Source organism: Yersinia pekkanenii (assembly GCF_001152565.1).
GTDB classification, from domain to species: domain Bacteria; phylum Pseudomonadota; class Gammaproteobacteria; order Enterobacterales; family Enterobacteriaceae; genus Yersinia; species Yersinia pekkanenii.
The window spans coordinates 85673-104828 of the sequence record NZ_CQAZ01000001.1; the positions used below are offsets into that span (position 1 = coordinate 85673).

The window sequence follows — 19156 nt, forward strand, 5'->3', positions numbered from 1 at the left end:
ACTCAGGGGCCGTTTGTATTCTAAAAACTGCGCTGTTGCAGGTTAGGTACAGCGCTGTAATGATTTGAAAATTAAGTAATGAGGCTTCAACAATGATACCTGTCATCGCGCTGGTCGGGCGCCCGAATGTGGGTAAATCCACTCTATTTAACCGCTTAACGCATACTCGTGATGCTTTAGTTGCGGACTTTCCCGGGCTAACGCGTGACCGTAAATATGGTCGTGCCGAGGTCGAGGGTCATGAGTTTATTGTTATCGATACCGGGGGTATTGATGGCACAGAAGATGGCGTAGAAACCAAGATGGCTGGTCAATCGTTATTGGCGATTGAAGAAGCCGATATCGTGTTGTTTATGGTTGACGCCCGCGCTGGGTTGATGCCCGCGGATCAAGGCATTGCCCAGCACCTGCGCAGCCGTGAGAAAGCGACGTTCCTGGTTGCCAACAAAACCGATGGTATTGACCCAGATACTGCTACGGCCGATTTCTATTCACTAGGCTTAGGCGAAGTTCATGCGATTGCGGCTTCCCATGGCCGTGGCGTGACTCAGTTGATTGAAGACGTTATGGCACCGTATATGGATGCCGTAGAGCCTGACGTTGAACTGACAGAAGAAGAGGCCAATGCCGCCTATTGGGCTGAGCAGGAAGAGCAAGGTGACGAAGGTCTGGAAGGCGAAGAGCCAGAAGATGACTTTGATCCACGGACTCTGCCAATCAAAATGGCGATTGTTGGGCGTCCTAACGTTGGTAAGTCCACACTAACCAACCGTATCCTCGGCGAAGATCGCGTGGTGGTTTATGACCTGCCAGGTACCACCCGTGACAGCATTTATATTCCGATGACCCGCGATGAGCGTGAATATATTCTGATTGATACTGCGGGTGTGCGTAAGCGCGGTAAGGTCACTGAAACTGTTGAAAAGTTCTCCGTTATTAAAACGTTACAGGCCATTGAAGATTCCAACGTTGTACTGTTGGTTATTGATGCCCGTGATGGTATTTCGGATCAGGACTTGTCGCTGTTAGGCTTTATTCTCAATAGTGGGCGCTCACTTGTTATTGCGGTCAATAAATGGGATGGCATGACAGAAGAAGCTCGTGCGCAGGTTAAAGATATGCTGGATCTGCGCCTTGGCTTTGTTGATTTTGCCCGTATTCACTTTATTTCTGCTTTGCATGGCAGTGGTGTCGGTAACCTGTTTGAATCCATTCAGGAAGCTTATGACTGCTCTACCAAGCGAGTGGGCACTTCCTTACTGACCCGTATTATGCAAATGGCAGAGGAAGATCATCAGCCTCCGTTGGTACGTGGTCGTCGTGTCAAACTGAAATATGCTCATGCCGGTGGTTATAATCCGCCGATTGTGGTTATCCATGGCAACCAAGTCACTGATTTGTCGGATTCTTACAAACGCTACCTGATGAATTACTTCCGTCGTTCACTGAAAGTTATGGGTACGCCAATCCGTATTCAGTTTAAAGAGGGTGAGAACCCGTTTGCCGGTAAGCGCAATCCTTTAACGCCGAATCAGATGCGGAAACGTAAACGTTTGATGTCGCATTTGAAAAAAGGTAAGTAATAACAGCAAAGCGCGGGCATCCCGCGCTTTTTGCCTTTTTAGTGTATGACTATTTAACAAATAGTTTTTGGCAAGCCACAGTTTTTGACAGGCGATGGTTTTTAACAAGCAATTATTTTTAACAGGCCATAGTTTGGGCTAATCAATAGCAAGCAAAAGGAATTGAAGCCAGCCATGTCCTGGCAAACCTGGAGTTTTGCATTCACTGGGCATTGTTTTTCTATTTTCTGCCACTCCAACCGCTGCTGGGAGTTATGTGATGACCCGTGCGATGGGGGAAATGCCACGCTGGCCGCGAATATTATTGCCATCACCACCGTCGGTTCATTTTTCACTACCGCTATGGGGATTTATTTCTTACGTTCGCTGGGCGTGATGTGAGTTTTTAAGTGAAAATTGAGGAGAGAAGCTATGGATGCGTTATGTCCGATTTGCCAGAAAGTAATGACTGAAGTGAGTGGCCACTTTCATTGCTCTCACTGCCATGGTCATTATCAGCAGCAGGCGGAGTGCCCGGATTGTGCCAAGCCTCTGCAAGTACTTAAAGCCTGTGGTGCCGTCGATTATTTTTGCCAAAATGGTCACGGGCTAATTTCTAAAAGCCGCGTTCGCTTTAGTTATCTGCCGACGGTTTAATTGGCCGCTTTACGCGGGCGGGGTTTCTTCGCCACCTTGATGAGGATCACCTCACTTTCTACCCAGCCGTCTTGCAGCCGAGTGGTGAGCTTATCGCCCGCTTGCACTTGTTTGGTGGTTTTGAGTAACGTGCCTGCCGGGGTCTGCGTTACGCTGTAGCCCCGGGCTAGCGTTGCCAATGGGCTGACGGTTTCCAGTTGTGAACAGGCGATACCAAAGCGCTGACGATAGCCATTAAGTTGGCGTTCCAATGCCTGGCGTAAGCGGTATTCCTGCTGCTGTACCCGCTGGTTATAACGGTGAATCTGCCCCTGCGGCTGGGCTTGAACCAGGCGCTGCTGGAGCCGTTCGGTGCGCTTGCTCAGTAAACGAATTTGCGTCTGCGCACTTTCTTCCAATCGGCGTTGCAGCTTCAATAGCAGAGTCTGCTGGCGAGCCAGGCGCAAATGTGGATGTTGCTGTTGTAGCCGATGCTCCAGATGGGTGAATTGCTGGCTGCGTTGTGCCAGATAGTAATCCATCGCCATTTCCATCCGCTGCTGCTGCCCCTGAATTTGCCTGACCAGCTCGATCTGGTTGCGGCTCACTAATTCTGCGGCGGCTGATGGGGTCGGTGCGCGTAAATCGGCAACGAAATCAGCGATAGTGACATCGGTTTCATGGCCGACGGCACTGACAATCGGGATGTGGCTGTTAAAGATGGCGCGAGCGACGCGCTCGTCATTAAAACTCCACAAATCTTCCAGTGAACCGCCACCCCGGCCAAGAATTAATACATCGCATTCGGCACGCAGATTCGCTAACTGAATGGCACGGACTATCTGCAATGGTGCATCAACACCTTGCACCGTGGTTGGGTAAATAATTACCGGCAGTGATGGGTCGCGGCGTTGTAAAACCTGCAAAACATCGTGCAGGGCAGCACCACTGGACGAGGTAATCACCCCTACTTGTTTGGCTGGGTTGGGTAACGATTGTTTATGACTTTGATCAAAAAGCCCTTCTGCGGCCAACGTCTGTTTAAGTTGCTCAAACTGTTGTTGCAGTAATCCGTCACCGGCAGGCTGCATGCTTTCCGCGATTAATTGGTAGTCACCACGAGGCTCATACAGGGTAATCGATGCTCTGACTAAAACTTGCTGGCCATTTTGCGGCTGGAAAGTGGTGCGGCGATTACTGTTACGGAACATTGCGCAACGCACCTGCGCTCGGGCGTCTTTCAGGGTGAAATACCAGTGACCGGACGACGGCTGAGAGAAATTAGAAACCTCGGCGGTGAGCCAAATCTGGCCCATTTCCATTTCCAGCAGTTGTCGCACCGTCTGATTAAGGCGGCTAACAGTAAAAATTGTTGATGCGGAAGATTGTGACATGTGACCTAGATCAAATTTTAAAACAAGCACTTAATTGATTGATACTACCTACCTCAAGCCGGTTAGCAAGAAATATTATGAGAAAGTGCTGGAGGCAATCGATTACGCTCTGTAGAATGCCACGGCAATATTTTATCTTTTCACATCCACCTTGGTGAGATATTGCCCATGCTACGTATCGCGAAAGAAGCTCTGACATTTGACGACGTTCTCCTGGTTCCAGCCCACTCCACCGTTTTGCCTAATACGGCCGAACTTGGCACTCAACTGACCGCCACTATCCGCCTGAATATTCCTATGCTGTCCGCAGCTATGGATACCGTTACCGAAGCTCGCCTGGCTATTGCGTTAGCGCAAGAAGGTGGTTTAGGTTTCATCCACAAAAATATGTCCATTGAGCGTCAGGCTGAAGAAGTCAGCCGTGTGAAAAAACACGAAAGTGGCGTGGTTACCGAGCCGCAGACTGTTACCCCAACGACCACTCTCCGTCAGGTTAAAGAACTGACCGCCCGTAACGGTTTCGCCGGTTATCCGGTGGTGACTGAAGATTACGAGTTGGTTGGGATCATCACTGGCCGTGATGTGCGCTTTGTTACCGACCTGGATCAACCGGTGACGGCGGTTATGACACCGAAAGAGCGTTTGGTTACCGTCAAAGAAGGCGAGGCCCGCGAAGTTGTGCTGCAAAAAATGCATGAAAAACGTGTAGAGAAAGCCTTGGTTGTGGATAAAAACTTCCATCTGCGCGGTATGATCACCGTAAAAGACTTCCAAAAAGCAGAACGCAAGCCTAACGCCTGTAAAGACGAACATGGCCGTTTGCGGGTTGGTGCTGCTGTCGGTGCCGGTGCAGGGAATGAAGAGCGTATCGACGCTCTGGTTGCTGCGGGTGTTGATGTTTTACTGATTGACTCCTCCCATGGCCATTCTGAAGGCGTTCTGCAACGTATCCGCGAAACCCGTGCCAAATATCCTGACTTGCAAATTGTTGGCGGTAACGTCGCGACAGGTTCGGGTGCGAAAGCATTGGCTGATGCCGGTGTAAGTGCGGTAAAAGTGGGTATCGGCCCTGGCTCAATCTGTACTACCCGTATTGTGACCGGCGTCGGTGTTCCACAGATTACCGCGATTGCTGATGCGGTCGACGCGCTGGAAGGCACCGGTATTCCGGTTATTGCCGATGGCGGTATCCGTTTCTCCGGCGATATCGCTAAAGCGATCGCGGCGGGTGCTTCCTGTGTCATGGTGGGTTCTATGTTAGCCGGTACTGAAGAGTCTCCGGGCGAAATTGAACTGTATCAGGGCCGTTCATTTAAATCTTACCGTGGGATGGGGTCACTGGGCGCTATGTCCAAAGGCTCCTCTGACCGTTACTTCCAGACCGATAATGCTGCCGATAAACTGGTACCGGAAGGTATTGAGGGCCGCGTCGCGTATAAAGGTTTGCTGAAAGAGATTGTGCATCAGCAAATGGGAGGTTTGCGCTCCTGTATGGGTCTGACCGGTTGTGCCACTATCAATGAATTGCGCACTAAAGCTGAGTTTGTGCGTATCAGTGGGGCGGGGATCCAAGAAAGCCATGTGCATGATGTGACTATCACCAAAGAGTCACCGAATTATCGCATGGGCTAATAATGAGTTAATTAGTCATCTGGTGTTTGTCATCAGATGACTATTTTTTATTTTAATATTTGGAATTTGCCGCACATGACAAAAAATATTCATAAGCATCGCATCCTTATTCTTGATTTCGGCTCGCAATACACTCAACTGGTGGCGCGCCGTGTTCGTGACATTGGTGTCTATTGTGAACTATGGGCGTGGGACGTGACCGAAGCCCAGATCCGCGAATTTAATCCAAGCGGTATCATTCTTTCCGGTGGCCCTGAAAGTACCACTGAACATGACAGCCCACGGGCACCTGATTATGTGTTTACTGCCGGTGTGCCGGTGCTGGGTGTCTGTTATGGCATGCAGACCATGGCGATGCAACTGGGGGGCAAAGTTGAAGGTTCAAACCAGCGCGAATTTGGTTACGCGCAGGTTGAAATTAAAACTGACAGCGCACTGATCCGTGATATCAAAGATGCTATCAATCCAGCCGGTGAAGCGGTATTGGATGTGTGGATGAGCCATGGCGATAAAGTCACGGCAATTCCCTCTGATTTTGTCACTGTCGCCAGCACCGATACTTGCCCGTTTGCCATTATGGCCAATGAAGAAAAACGTTTTTATGGGGTGCAGTTCCATCCTGAAGTCACGCATACCAAGCAAGGTCAGCGTCTGCTGGAGCGCTTTGTGCTGGATATCTGTGCCTGTGAAGCACTGTGGACGCCCGCGACCATTATCGAAGACGCTATTGTTCGCCTGCGTGAGCAAATCGGTGACGACCACGTGATTTTGGGTCTATCCGGCGGTGTTGATTCATCGGTAACTGCAATGCTGCTGCATCGTGCTATTGGTAACCGCCTGACTTGTGTGTTTGTCGATAACGGTCTGTTGCGTTTGAACGAAGCCGATCAGGTCTTGGAAATGTTCGGCGATAAATTTGGTCTGAATATTGTCCATGTTGCCGCAGAAGAGCGTTTCCTCACCGCACTGGCCGGTGTCGATGAACCTGAAGCCAAACGTAAAATCATTGGTCGTGTATTTGTCGAGCTGTTTGATGAAGAGGCTTGCAAACAAGAGCAAGTGAAATGGCTGGCACAGGGCACTATCTACCCAGATGTGATTGAATCAGCAGCGTCAGCTACCGGTAAAGCACATGTGATTAAATCTCACCACAATGTGGGCGGTTTGCCGAAAGAGATGAAACTTGGGCTGGTAGAGCCATTGAAAGAACTGTTTAAAGATGAAGTGCGTAAAATTGGTCTGGAACTCGGTTTGCCGTACGACATGCTGTTCCGTCATCCATTCCCAGGCCCTGGTCTAGGGGTCCGTGTTCTCGGCGAAGTGAAAAAAGAATATTGTGACTTGCTACGTCGTGCGGATGCCATCTTTATTGAAGAGCTGCATAAAGCAGATCTGTACAATAAAGTCAGTCAGGCTTTTACCGTGTTCCTGCCAGTCCGTTCAGTTGGTGTGATGGGTGATGGCCGTAAATATGATTGGGTTGTTTCTCTGCGTGCCGTAGAGACCATCGATTTTATGACTGCACATTGGGCGCATCTGCCATACGACTTCCTGGGCCGCGTTTCAAACCGCATTATTAACGAAGTGAATGGTATTTCTCGTGTGGTTTACGATATCAGTGGTAAGCCGCCAGCGACTATTGAGTGGGAATAAATAGTTTAGTCAGTGAATAAGATATTTTATCCTGATATTTATTAAGCCTCCGACTTAGGAGGTTTTTTTATGGTCGAAGTATAATAAAACTGGTTTTTATATTTAATGTTATTTTTTCAATAAAAAAACAAATAGTATTTTATGTGAGTTTACTTTTAAATAAATCTGCCTTATGTAAATATAAAACATCAGTAATGGTGTGGCTACTTTATTTTTGTAGGTGAAATATGGATATAAAAGGTTATATTTTAATTATATTATTAATGTTTGTTTTCACATCTCCATCTGTAATGGCAGATAACCAAAGTGAAGATAATGTCTGTTTTTATTCAAATGATAATTATTCTGAAAAAGACGGGGGTAAGAAGTTTTGCGTTCCTTACTATACTGAGGATGAGTGGTTATTTAATCAGTGGAATAATACTATTTCTTCAATTAAAATCCCTTCATATTTTCGAGTTGATATTTTTAGTGATTATTAATTTTCTGGTAGAACAGTCTCACTTTATAGCGATACCGACTCAGCTACTTTAGAAAAATATGGGTTGATATCAGATATAAGCTCTTACCGTGTATTACCAAAAAATCTCTATCCAGACAGTAAAAGGGTTGTATTTAATTTTCACTCGGATATTTTTTCTGAAAAATACTTTAGCTATGATTATTATCACAATAGTGGACACAGTATTTTTTTGACAAAAAAAAGCCAACCTGTCGCCGTTGATGGACACAGCTCTTATCTCTTTTACAGCCACGCAGGGCAGATAATGACGGCCTTTTTCGGACTCGGTTTTGAGCGTAATCTATACTGCCTGATGCCCGCAGACCGGCGGAGTGGTAGCTTAAATGCTGATGTGGCATTCACTTATTGTGATTTTAATAATTCAGGTCAAACTTGGTTTCCGGTTACGGTGGAAGAAAAAATAGTATTAATTAATCGAGGAACTGGCACCGCGTTATCCTTGGATCAAACCGGCTTTTACGTGAGTTTACATACCAGCCCTCATACCCACCTACAGACTAATAGTCGGTATAGCCGGGAGCAGGAAAATAATGTTCCGATAGTCGAGGTTAATGATAATACCTTATGGTTTGATGCGTCATACATAGAAAAGTTGAAAAAACAGGCAGTAAGACCATTCCTGCAATATAAAGAAACACTTGAATCAATAAACGAGAATGATCAACGAGATGTGATTGTTCATCATTTAGATGAAGTTGATGATGCTAATATTTATTTGGCGGATAAAAAAACTGGGCGGCATATTTATTATAATGCTGAGACTAAGTCGTTAATGGCATATAACAAGCTAAGTGACGGGAAAGAGTTGATTGAATCCTCCTGCCTTTCATTACTAAACGACGGCACAGACCAACCTTCACCGGTCAGTTATATGCATCATCGCAGTAACTACAGTGATAACAGTTTAGAATACCGTTGTGATAATGGTGTGATTTATAACATTTATACCAAAAAATGGTATTTTATGGCAGATTGGGAATACCACTATCTGGTTAATGGACATGAAAATAAAGTTCTGCATTTCTATATTAATGATAAGCCGCCGTATAAAAATTTCCGTGGTGTATTGACCGGGCCTGAACTCGGCGAACGCATTGGGTTAGCCGTGAGCTTCAATGCAAGAAAACCCCATGATGCAGTATTTATTAGTAATCCGGCATTAGGATATCTATTGGATGTTGAAAAAGGGGTTTGTGAGCTGAGTGGGTTTACCGATGATAATGGCACCCATTGTGAAGTACTGAATGCCAATTGGGCCTCAACCGATAATGAGATACAGAATACCAATCTCACGCGTTACTATATCCCTTGGTTACTGGCTCAAATCTTTCATAAGTTACATACCGATGAGTGGACTGATGCAGTGAATGCTTACCTGCAAAAAGTCGAGACACTGGAAAGCATCTTTGAGCAAAATAAAAATCAGCCAGCCGACAACGCCACATTGCAGCAAACCCACGATTTATTAGTGGAATTTTTACACACTTACCACTCAATCAGTTACGAGCAACTATGGCATCAAGTTGCCTATATCCTTAACCGAATAGACGTTATCCTCAGCAGAAATACAGATAATTAGGAGGATAATCACACCATGTGATTCAGATCACATGGTGTTTTACCCCCTAATTAAGAGGGGTATAATCTTGACGGATCTTTACAACTAAACTAAATGTTTATTATCTGCATCTTATAATTTACATCGTCAGCAAGGCGGGAAATCCAGTCATTATTAGTCAAGATTGCCACTGCCGCAGCGTCAATCGTACGGCGGTTTAGCTCACAGTAGCCCGCATCTGTTAACGCCATGCCTATAACAGCATGTCTATAAATACAACGGATTAATACTGTGTGCGTACTCTTTTGTGGAGAAAAAACATGTCGGTAACTCACGCTCCGATCCCTCAAGTGCGCGGTATTTCACGCCGTCGTTTACTGGGATATGTCGGTGTTGGGCTGGTCAGCAGCCTGATGAATCCTCTCTCTTTGGATGCTTTCGCGGCATCAACCCAAACCTCGCCACAGGATCTGGAAAGATTCATGTTGGTATCCCGTGGATTAACCGGCAAGCGCCAACTTAATGCGCAGATTGGTCAGCGAACTTATCAGGTTTTACTTGGCAAAATAGGGGGGTTTGACCAGAAACTGGCCTTACTGCAGCCCTTACCCGCCGGTGAACCTCATCAATGGTCGCCACTCCAGCAGCAGATCGCCCGACAAATTTTACAAAGTTGGTATATCGGGGTGATCGGCGAGGGAGCGGATGCGGCAGTAATCAGCTATGAAAATGCGTTGATGTTCGATGCGGTATCCGATGTGTTGGTTATTCGCTCTTATTGCCCGAATAAACCCGGATACTGGGCTGCAAAGCCTGATGTCGCCTTATAATTTTGGAGAATACGGTTATGGCTGACACACTCAAGGCGGATATCGTTGTCATTGGTTCGGGCGTTGCCGGGGGATTAGTGGCTTATCAACTGGCAATGGCAGGTAAGTCGGTGCTGATTTTAGAGGCCGGTCCGCGTTTATCGCGTTGGGAAATTGTGGAAAATTTCCGCAATCAACCGGATAAATCAGACAATATGGCAGCTTATCCTGCTACATCTTATGCACCTCATCCGGAAGCTAACCCTAATAATAACTATCTGATTCAAAAGGGTGAACATCCGTATGATGTGCAATATATCCGTGCCGTCGGCGGCACCACCTGGCACTGGGCCGCTTCTGCCTGGCGTTTTCTGCCCAATGATTTCAAGCTGAAAACACTGTATGGCGTCGGAAGAAACTGGCCGATTGATTATGCTACGCTGGAAAAATGGTATTTCCGCGCCGAGCAGGAACTGGGCGTATGGGGGCCGAGTGATGAAGATTTAGGTTCGCCCCGCAGTGAGCCATATCCGATGGTACCCTTGCCACTATCGTGGAATGAACAGCGCATCAAAACAGTATTGAATAGCCACAGTTTTACTGGCAGCGGTTTTAATGATGCTCATTTTAATGTGGTGACCGAGCCGGTGGCGCGTAACAGCCGCCCTTATGATGGTCGCCCCACCTGTTGTGGCAACAATAACTGTATGCCAATTTGTCCGATTGGTGCCATGTACAATGGCATCACCCATGTTGAAAAAGCCGAACACGCCGGTGCTATCGTGCGCCCACAGGCCGTGGTGTATAAACTGGAAGTTAATGACCAGCAGCAGATCACTGCCGCGTTGTTTAAAGATGCGCAGGGCAATGAGCATCGGGCTGAAGGTAAGTTTTTTGTGTTGGCCGCTAACGGGATCGAAACGCCGAAACTGATGCTGATGTCTACCAGTGATAAAAACCCACGCGGTGTAGGTAATAGCTCCGATATGGTGGGGCGCAATCTAATGGACCATCCGGGTACTGGTGTCACTTTTATGGCCAGTGAACCACTGTGGCCGGGGCGCGGGCCGCAGGAAATGACCTCGATGATCGGGTTCCGTGACGGTGCTTTTCGTGCGGATTTTGCGGCGAAAAAAATCCACTTATCCAACTTATCACGTACTGATCAGGTCACTATCGAGTTACTCAAACAGGGTGACTTGCCGCTTGGACCGCAGCTTGACGCTAAAATCCGCGATAGAGCGGCGCGTTTTGTGGCATTCGATAGCTTTCACGAGATTTTGCCACACGTAGAAAACCGTATTATTCCCAGTGCGACTGAGAAAGATGCCATCGGCATTCCAAAGCCAGAGTTTTACTATGCGATGGATGATTATGTTCGCAAAAGTGCGATACACACTCAGCAGGTCTACGCTGAGGCGGCAAAGCTTATGGGTGGCACCGACGTTAAGTTTACTAATAACTTTGCGAATAATAATCATATTACTGGTACCACCATCATGGGCAATGATCCGAAGGATTCCGTGGTGGACAGTGATTGTCGCGCCCACGACCATAAAAACCTGTTTATTGCCAGTAGCAGTGTGATGCCAACTGTCGGCTCAGTGAACTGTACTCTGACGATTGCTGCGCTCTCCCTGCGGATCGCTGAAACCTTAAAGGCCGAGGTGTAAAATGAAAAAGCAAACCCTGGGCTATTCAGTGAGATCCTTGTTTATTGAATTAGGATTAGTGGTAAGTGGATTGATTGTCAGCGGATATGCCAGTGCCGACGACAACCTGGTTGCACGTGGTGAGTACCTGACCAAGGCTGCCGACTGTGTCGCTTGCCATACCACCAAAGACGGTAAACCTTTTGCCGGTGGATTGGCTTTTAAGACGCCAATGGGCACCTTATATTCACCCAATATCACCCCCGACAAAGAGACAGGGATTGGCAGTTGGACCGATGAAGAGTTTTTGCGTGCGTTACATGAAGGGAAAGGCAAAAATGGTGAAAATCTTTATCCGGCATTCCCTTACACCTCATATACCTTGCTGACCGATGATGACGTCAAAGCGATTAAAGCCTATCTGTTCAGTCTACCGGCGGTGCATCAACCTAATCGTGAAAATGATATGCCATTCCCCTTCAATCAGCGTTGGGGATTGTGGTTCTGGAATTTGGTGAACTTTGAAGGGCAGCGCTTCCAGCCCGATAGCAGCAAAGATGCGCAGTGGAATCAGGGGGCATATTTTGTTGAGGCATTGGGGCACTGTGGCGAATGCCATACGCCACGTAATATCACCATGGGGATGAAAGAGAGCAAAGCATACGCTGGTGCCGAGGTCGACGGCTGGATGGCCTTCAATATTACCTCAGACCCGCATGCCGGGATTGGTGGCTGGAGTCAGGAGCAGATGGTGCAATATCTGCGTACCGGTCATGTTGATGGTAAAGCACAGGCTGCTGGCCCGATGGCGGAAGTGATTGAAAATAGTACCCGTTATCTGACGGACAGTGATCTGAATGCCATGGCGGTTTACCTGCGAACCTTGAAGCCATTGAATCCAGATAATGAAACCAAAAGTCGTTCGGATTGGGGGCAATCGGCCAGCAGCGTGAATACGTTGCGCGGGGTGCCGTTCAAGGCGGATAACCATACCGATGGTGCGCGCTTATATCTGGGGAACTGTGCCAGTTGCCATAGTTTTACTGGCGATGGTGTGAAAGACGGCTATTATCCGTCACTGATGAAAAACTCAGCGGTGGGCGCTGCTACCCCGAATAATCTGATCAACGTGATATTGCAGGGTGTTTCGCGCAAAACCAATGACGGTGAGGTATTTATGCCCGGTTTTGCCAACACATTAACCGATGAACAGGTCGTCAGTCTGAGTAATTACTTACTCCAGCAATTCGGACAGCCGACACTGAATATCAAAGTGGACGATGTAAAAAAATTACGCGGGGAATAAGGCATAAATATAAGGGAGCAGGCCAAGCTCCCTTGGTCTTATTTAACCTTTTCATTATGCCAATGCATTAATATATAGTCGCCGTCATCGCTCTTACCGCTTGCAATTGCCACCCAGCCTTGTTTTTGATAAAACGCCAGTGCATGATGATTTTTTGTCAGGCATTTTAACGAACCATGGCGAGTCAATAGGTGTTGTGCTGCCTGTAATAATGCCTTGCCAGCACCACATTGTTGCACCCTAGGGTCAACAAACAGGTTATGCAGAAAGCTCTCCTCGATAAAAATCGAGGCAAAACCCAGGCGCTGATCACCGTTAATGGCCACCAGGACGGTTTCTCCCCGCGTCGAGCGGTCAAAATCCTCCAGACGAAAAAGCTCCCCATCCAGCCAGCTAAACGCCGCCCGGCGTGATGCCAGATACAAGGTACGCAGAAACGGACGGTCACTTTCCTGATACTGACGGATCTCAATACTCATCCTACGGTTATACCCCCAAGACACAGTGCGGTTGCTGAATTGATCATGGGTTCAGCTAGTACAGGATTGATCTTTTACTACCGTGATAATAACAAGTTACTTAAATGGTTACAGTACACCGACATTTATTCAACCCTTAAAATGCCAGATGTCCCTTATCGAGTGTTTTTCTCGGTATATGCTGAGTGATATTACGCTCGTGGCAAGTTGTGTGAGTTAGCTAACGAGGTAAAGTTACCCCTATTAATGACATATTCTGTGCCGGGAATGGTAGTAAGGAGAGGCGACGAAAGACAAACTGTATCCCGTCGCCTGGTATCGCAGGGGAGCTTATGGGCTCTGTGTTTGGAGTTTATTCAAAACATCACTTACCACTAAATTGACGCTGAGATCGTCCTCATCAGTACTGCCTGCCGTTTTCAGTTGCAAATGTTGAAGCTCCGACGCGATCGCTTTTGCCAGTTGGAGATCTGTCGTATTGACTAATTTACTGACGACCCAATATTTCCAAATAGTGTCTTGGGTTTTTAATACATTGAGTACGGGTTGTTTCAACGGAGCACCGATTTTGGCTAAAAATGGTGCCAGCTCTTGCGCTACCGGCCAGTTTAAATCCTGCATCCAATAGATTAATACCGGTAGTATGGGGGCGACGCCAGGATAGCCATAATTCACCGCTTTTTTGGCAGTCTCAATATCCATTTTATCTTTTGGGATCAGCGCATACAGTTCGGCAGATATCGCAGTGAAATCAAATGATCCGCACATTTTTTTTATCAGATCCATAAATGGCCTCCACTCTAGTTGACTTGGCCTGTTCTGGCATTATTAACATCAGTGGTATAGATCCCTATCAGGGGATTATCCCACATATTATCGACTAATATTGCCGCTCTGGTATTTGCCCAATCCAGCAAATTGTTCCCCACATTCGGATTTGGCAAAACCGAATAATGCTGAGGGTTACCCGCCGTCGGCGTATTGAGGATCTGGGTGTCATCGGTTAAATCAGAACTAATTATTTGTGCTCTTACTGCCGGAGCCGCATTCGCTAAGGATAATCCGGCACCGGGCCCTACCGTGTCCGCAATACGCGGGGTGAAATTAGCCGGTGTTCTATTTCCGAGTCGATAGTAATTAGGCATGATGATGTTCCTATAGTATAGGATTACTGTGAAATATAATTAAATCAGGCAATATTTTTCTTTTGCATTAAGTCAAATTTTTAATAATTTAGCCTCTCTGCGTTCTATTGCTTCCAGCAAGTATTTATTACTTTCATAAACCAGTCTATATAGACTGTCATGAGCAATGAATGCTTTGACTAATTGTGTTCCCCGTTTTTTACTCGGATCGAGTTCCCTTATTTTCCTTAAAACATCCTCCATGACTTTTTCAAATTTACCCGACATTACTGACCATTGTTCATAACTAATTTCATCATTATAAAACTGCTGGTCATTTTTGTCAGAGGCAAATTTAGTGACATTCAACGTGTTTTGATATTGATCGATAAGGGCAATTTTTGCCTGTAATTCAAATTCATCGACAGAAAACTTGATAATATATGCAAATTGGTAGGTCGCAATTTTCTCATTATTAAAGAAAGATGAACGCTGGAAGGTTTGGGTGCCGACGGAGCCAAATATCCTTAGCCCACCCCCGATGGGGTCTGACTTCATACCGTGTTTAACGGTGATGGATGTTGCATTACCAAAGGAACCAACGATACCTGCAAGCAGGTTGAAACAATTCGTTGCGATCAATAGACGTTTATCTTGGTTCATATCGTACTTTTTATTAATATCCTTGGCTTTATCTCCGGCATCCGTTCCTGCGGGTAAGTTTTCTATTTTTCCATCAATGGTACCAATAACCGCTGATGAGATTTTGTTAATGATGGATGCGACTGAGGCGAGTGACCATTCTTGTATTGACTGGTAATCAAATTGTTTACCCGTAATATAAATATCACTTACCCAAGGCTTTTCATGTCCTTTGGTATAAAATGCCTCTGCCTCTTTTTCTAAAAGATCATAAGTATCCCCGAGTTTACTGGTTAATTCATCAGCGATGCCATTTAAATACTCGCGGCTTTTTTTATCTTTTTTTTCCATTTCTTCAATACTTGGACTTTTACCCATGATTTACCCTCTCTTGTTAGCTTTAGAGAACAATTACTTTCAATTAAAATATATGATGGTGGTTTCAAGGAGGATATTTCCCTATCAACCTAAAAGTCATCACTAAAAAATAATAGTTTATAAAAATCTATTATCAAGTGAGATAATTAATATTTATCTTTGAGTGGCGGTAATATGTTGATTTCGATCAATCTTTATTTTTTCAGATAAAAGTGGATTCGAGGCCGTATGTTGGGTATTGACGGGTGAGTTGTAAACATCCAGCGGCAATGAATCTCCTGCTTTTGGTGATCACCTCTGGTGGATTTCTATCGGCAACCAGATACAATCCTGTCAGACCGTTATTAAATACGTGCTCTTTTTTCATTGTGTTATCTGATCTGGATTATGCTCGCGGAGAGACGTTTCGGCACCGCAGGGTACTGCCTTCTTAACCGCCGGTTAGGAGGAATATGTGCGTTCAACCTGCCGTTTTTTCTTCAGTGGTCGCGGTTAGTATTTCACTATTCGCTTTATCGAATGTGGAGATAAATTCATGAAGCGCATTAATGCTCTCACAATAGCTGGAACTGACCCGAGTGGCGGTGCCGGTATTCAGGCTGACCTGAAAACCTTTTCTGCTTTGCAGGCTTACGGTACCAGTGTTATCACCGCATTGGTGGCACAAAATACCCGTGGTGTGCAGTCGGTTTATTCTATCGAACCGGCTTTTGTTGCTGCTCAACTGGATTCTGTTTTGAGTGATGTGCGTATCGATAGTGCCAAAATCGGCATGCTGGCCAATGCCGGGATTGTCGAAATCGTCGCCGCACAACTGCGCCGTTACCCTATCCCATTTGTGGTGTTGGATACCGTGATGGTGGCAAAGAGTGGCGACCCACTACTGGCACCGGAGGCCGTTGATGCGGTGCGCCAACTTTTGTTACCTCTGGTTGACCTGGTGACGCCGAATTTGCCCGAAGCGGCAACATTACTGAATTGTCCGCCAGCCTGTAATGAGCAACAAATGTGTGAGCAGGGGCGGGCGCTATTAGCGCTGGGCTGTCAGGCCGTATTAATGAAAGGGGGGCATTTGAGTAGTGAAGATAGCCCGGACTGGCTGTTTACGGCACAAGGCGAACAGCGTTTTGTCACTCGTCGGGTGAATACCCGACATACACACGGCACCGGTTGTACCTTATCGGCGGCTTTAGCGGCATTGCGCCCGCAGCATCACCATTGGGCAGATACGGTAGATGCTGCCAAAGGTTATCTGCAAGGCGCACTGGAGCAGGCCGATACCCTCGAAGTGGGTCAGGGGATTGGGCCGGTGCATCATTTTCACCAATGGTGGTAAGGCCCTCAACCTTGAAGCTGCAGGGGGGTTAGCTGCGCTCACGCACCAGAATCACTTACTTGAGTAAGCTCATCGGGATGAGTTCGCTGGCTGCCTGTAACTCCAATGACTTTGGATATAGATATTTTGTTTTATTAATATCAGGTGTCTGCGCCAGTAAATAGTGCTGTGTCATAGTAAACATCGTGATAGCACGTTGCAGATGGTGAGCGTCAAAACGGTTAAGCAGGTAACTGTCTGCGCCCTTACGCGGGCGAATACACAGCGAAAGCGTTGGCTCGCCAGCTTCATCGTGGATCAGGTCAAACTGATAACTACCAATATCTTTTTCATTTTCCCGCCAGGAAATTTGTACGGCAGGTAATGGATTGCCAGTGGTTGACTGCCTGACGGCAAAAAAGTATTCCCCAGCCCAGAAACCGGCGTAATCCCCATCGGCTTGCAAATGTTTGGTGCGGAATATGGGCGCGTCAACCAGTTCACGGATGGCTTGTGTTGTTATTTGTTGCTGGCTTTGCAGCCATAGCGGGGTACCGTTCTCTAATTGCCAACAGGCCGCGCCCAGATAATCATTCAGTTCGCGCCAATCATTATCCAGTTGTTGCAGTAATTCCTCTTCGAGAATATTACGGTATTGCTGCATACCACTGGGTTGGTCGCCCAGCGTTTCGTAGGTGATTAACTCCATGGTACGTGGCTTGCGGCGAAAGCTCATCCACAGCACGACTTTAGGGATGCGGAATTCAATCGATTGAATGCTTAGCCGGTAGCGGTCACCTTTGTTAACCACAAAACCGTTGGCGGTGCCGCGTTTGTTTTGATAGTTACGTACCACCACCACGCTATTCAGCCCCATCCAACCAGTAACATAGTGTTCACGGTCGGAGTTGGCCACGTCCAGGTCGATCACCCTCTGGATGATTTTATCGGTTTCAAGCTTGGCCAGCGGATGGGCATCCCCGGCAGAGTAATACAGCTTCTCGGGTTCTTCGGGTAACTCAACGGTTAACATGGCATGGCCTTTTATTGGTTTGTTATCGACTCATTGCTGTCTGGTTCATAGCTTAACTCAAGCTGTCATACCGATTGCGGTATAACGGGTATTAGGATGAAAATTCGTGTTGTGGATCAACTTTTCCGACTGTTGATGGTCATAGATAAGCAAGCTAATATCACACCTGCTCATACCTGCAAATCCGTTGCACCGGGCCACGTTCAATGTCCGGCGAGTAGATTAATCAGATAATAAGGATTTTGATAATGAAAGGTCATAAAACCCTCCATTGTCTTGTTGCTGCGACGGCACTCAGTGTCAGCTCTTGGGCCTTCGCGCAGTCAACCACTGCAACCGTGGCGTCAACGCCAACAAATTCGACCCCGGCATCCTCTCAGACTGTTGCTGTCAAACCACTTCCTACTGCTGCGGATCTTCTGCAACAGCCGGTTTATAAAAACAGCTGGCAAAAAATGGTGAAGGGACAGAAAAATTTACCTGCCTGGGCGCGTAAAGGCGTGGGAACGTCGGCACCCTATGAGGTGATCAATTGGGAAGGGCAGCCGTACAAGGTGGGGCGAATCTGTAAACCTCACGATTGTAGTTATAATTTTATGTGGGTTGCGTTTAGTCAGGATAAAAAACAAGTATGGCAGGCATGGGGTATGCGCGTCTCGGTAGCAGATAAGCCGCAAGCAATTAATAATCCAAGCCAGTTCGCGACCTATCAATGGTTAGGCCGCCCCAATGAAAGTGTTCAGGCTCTGCTGAAAAAACAGTTACAGCAAGATCCTAACTGGCATTGATCGAGTGATAAGGGAGAGTGTTCAGAATTCTGTGTCACGCTAAAACCATTATAGCGTTATCACTTTATCAAGACGCCCCTCAAAATAAATGGCTAACTGGGACAGTGTCAAATTCCAACTCTGGATTGGCATTGCCCATTTTCTTTGCGCATTCTGTAACCCTATTTGATTAAGTTACGTATTTGGTGAATGACGCAGAGCTGGACCTTGGTTCGCGGGTAAAGGTTCGCGGGTAAATGCTGTTGATGGTTTGCGGGAAGCCGGTCAGGCCGTCAACACCGGCTATCAGGATATCCGAATGATTTTCTGCTCAATCTCATCGGAGAGCGTGGTCTGGTGTTTTTTCACTAATTGCGGTTCAAAGCTGCTATTACTGTCGCGGGGGGTTGCCAGTTCAACGCTGCCGGTGGGGGTTTTGATGGTTTTTACGGTTAGCGTCAATATCATTCGCCAGATGGGAGTCCAGCTCAGCCGTTAATGTAGCTTCAGTTAACTGTTTGATTAATGGTGTTAAAATGCCATTTTTACCCGTCAATGATTGACCTGGTTGCAAGGCTTTTAGGGCTTTTTCAAAGTCGAAAGGTTGAGTCATATGTCATTCCTTTTTTTAAATACGTTAGCGGAATGACACAGAATTTCTAATACTCCCTGATGATTAACTTCTATCATCAT

17 protein-coding genes and 3 pseudogenes are annotated in these 19156 nt (G+C 46.7%); 12 read left to right on the forward strand and 8 right to left on the reverse strand.

The annotated features are described in order from the left end of the window. The first annotated feature begins 92 nt into the window (after nucleotides 1–92). From der to AEP37_RS00385, 3 genes and pseudogenes are all read left to right on the forward strand, one after another. On the forward strand, nucleotides 93–1583 hold the full coding sequence (der, locus tag AEP37_RS00375; protein ID WP_049608155.1) for a ribosome biogenesis GTPase Der: 1491 nt from the start codon (nucleotides 93–95) through the stop codon (nucleotides 1581–1583). A 202-nt stretch (nucleotides 1584–1785) separates the two neighbouring features. Further along, nucleotides 1786–1964: pseudogene (locus AEP37_RS00380) on the forward strand (AEC family transporter); the annotation flags it as partial. A gap of 30 nt (nucleotides 1965–1994) precedes the next feature. After that, entirely contained in the window at nucleotides 1995–2219 is a 225-nt protein-coding gene (locus AEP37_RS00385) for a zinc ribbon domain-containing protein (RefSeq protein WP_049608161.1), read from the forward strand. Here the strand turns inward: AEP37_RS00385 and xseA are convergent. Next, entirely contained in the window at nucleotides 2216–3592 is a 1377-nt protein-coding gene (xseA, locus tag AEP37_RS00390) for an exodeoxyribonuclease VII large subunit (RefSeq protein WP_049608164.1), read from the reverse strand. The genes AEP37_RS00385 and xseA overlap by 4 nt on opposite strands. A 168-nt stretch (nucleotides 3593–3760) precedes the next feature. Between xseA and guaB the strand changes: the two genes are divergently transcribed. The 7 genes from guaB (at nucleotide 3761) to AEP37_RS00420 (ending at nucleotide 12725) form a co-directional block, all read left to right on the forward strand. Beyond that, on the forward strand, nucleotides 3761–5224 hold the full coding sequence (guaB, locus tag AEP37_RS00395; protein WP_049608167.1) for an IMP dehydrogenase: 1464 nt from the start codon (nucleotides 3761–3763) through the stop codon (nucleotides 5222–5224). Between the two features lie 75 nt (nucleotides 5225–5299). Beyond that, complete coding sequence (gene guaA, locus AEP37_RS00400; protein ID WP_049608467.1) at nucleotides 5300–6877, forward strand: glutamine-hydrolyzing GMP synthase; 1578 nt, start codon at nucleotides 5300–5302, stop codon at nucleotides 6875–6877. Between the two features lie 227 nt (nucleotides 6878–7104). After that, nucleotides 7105–7359 (forward strand): hypothetical protein, encoded by a 255-nt coding sequence (locus AEP37_RS27100; RefSeq protein ID WP_235801332.1) that lies wholly within the window; start codon nucleotides 7105–7107, stop codon nucleotides 7357–7359. A 285-nt stretch (nucleotides 7360–7644) separates the two neighbouring features. Further along, the gene (locus tag AEP37_RS00405; protein WP_244880753.1) at nucleotides 7645–8979 is read left to right on the forward strand and encodes a hypothetical protein; all 1335 of its coding nucleotides are present in this window, start codon (nucleotides 7645–7647) and stop codon (nucleotides 8977–8979) included. 299 nt (nucleotides 8980–9278) lie between these two features. After that, nucleotides 9279–9788 (forward strand): sugar dehydrogenase complex small subunit, encoded by a 510-nt coding sequence (locus AEP37_RS00410; protein ID WP_049608169.1) that lies wholly within the window; start codon nucleotides 9279–9281, stop codon nucleotides 9786–9788. Nucleotides 9789–9805: 17 nt separating this feature from the next. After that, nucleotides 9806–11440 carry a GMC family oxidoreductase gene (locus AEP37_RS00415; RefSeq protein WP_049608172.1) on the forward strand — a complete coding sequence of 545 codons (1635 nt, stop codon included), beginning with the start codon at nucleotides 9806–9808 and terminating at the stop codon, nucleotides 11438–11440. Nucleotide 11441: 1 nt separating this feature from the next. Further along, nucleotides 11442–12725: a cytochrome c gene (locus tag AEP37_RS00420; RefSeq protein WP_049608175.1), complete on the forward strand. Its 1284-nt coding sequence runs from the start codon at nucleotides 11442–11444 to the stop codon at nucleotides 12723–12725. 38 nt (nucleotides 12726–12763) lie between these two features. Here AEP37_RS00420 and AEP37_RS00425 read toward each other — a convergent pair whose 3' ends face one another. The 4 genes from AEP37_RS00425 to AEP37_RS00440 form a co-directional block, all read right to left on the reverse strand. Beyond that, entirely contained in the window at nucleotides 12764–13204 is a 441-nt protein-coding gene (locus tag AEP37_RS00425) for a GNAT family N-acetyltransferase (protein ID WP_049608178.1), read from the reverse strand. A 330-nt stretch (nucleotides 13205–13534) separates the two neighbouring features. Next, nucleotides 13535–13990 (reverse strand): DUF5071 domain-containing protein, encoded by a 456-nt coding sequence (locus AEP37_RS00430; protein ID WP_049608181.1) that lies wholly within the window; start codon nucleotides 13988–13990, stop codon nucleotides 13535–13537. Nucleotides 13991–14004: 14 nt separating this feature from the next. Next, a complete protein-coding gene (locus AEP37_RS00435; protein WP_049608184.1) occupies nucleotides 14005–14349 on the reverse strand; it encodes a hypothetical protein in 345 nt (114 codons plus the stop codon). A gap of 72 nt (nucleotides 14350–14421) precedes the next feature. Continuing rightward, on the reverse strand, nucleotides 14422–15348 hold the full coding sequence (locus AEP37_RS00440; RefSeq protein ID WP_049608188.1) for a hypothetical protein: 927 nt from the start codon (nucleotides 15346–15348) through the stop codon (nucleotides 14422–14424). Between the two features lie 535 nt (nucleotides 15349–15883). On the opposite strand from AEP37_RS00440, the gene thiD reads away from it, so the two are divergent. After that, nucleotides 15884–16684: a bifunctional hydroxymethylpyrimidine kinase/phosphomethylpyrimidine kinase gene (gene thiD, locus AEP37_RS00445; RefSeq protein WP_049608190.1), complete on the forward strand. Its 801-nt coding sequence runs from the start codon at nucleotides 15884–15886 to the stop codon at nucleotides 16682–16684. Nucleotides 16685–16739: 55 nt separating this feature from the next. Here the strand turns inward: thiD and AEP37_RS00450 are convergent, their stop codons facing one another. Then, complete coding sequence (locus AEP37_RS00450; protein ID WP_235801330.1) at nucleotides 16740–17696, reverse strand: hypothetical protein; 957 nt, start codon at nucleotides 17694–17696, stop codon at nucleotides 16740–16742. A 248-nt stretch (nucleotides 17697–17944) separates the two neighbouring features. Here AEP37_RS00450 and AEP37_RS00455 point away from each other — a divergent pair, with 248 nt between their 5' ends. Next, nucleotides 17945–18484, forward strand: coding sequence for an inhibitor of vertebrate lysozyme family protein (locus tag AEP37_RS00455; protein ID WP_049608193.1), 540 nt, complete (start codon nucleotides 17945–17947; stop codon nucleotides 18482–18484). 164 nt (nucleotides 18485–18648) lie between these two features. On the opposite strand, the pseudogene AEP37_RS27815 reads toward AEP37_RS00455, so the two are convergent. Together AEP37_RS27815 and AEP37_RS27820 are read right to left on the reverse strand one after the other, a co-directional pair. Then, nucleotides 18649–18779 (reverse strand): annotated as a pseudogene (locus AEP37_RS27815) (transposase); the annotation flags it as partial. A gap of 2 nt (nucleotides 18780–18781) precedes the next feature. Further along, nucleotides 18782–19076 (reverse strand): annotated as a pseudogene (locus AEP37_RS27820) (transposase); the annotation flags it as partial. Between the last annotated feature and the right edge of the window lie 80 nt (nucleotides 19077–19156).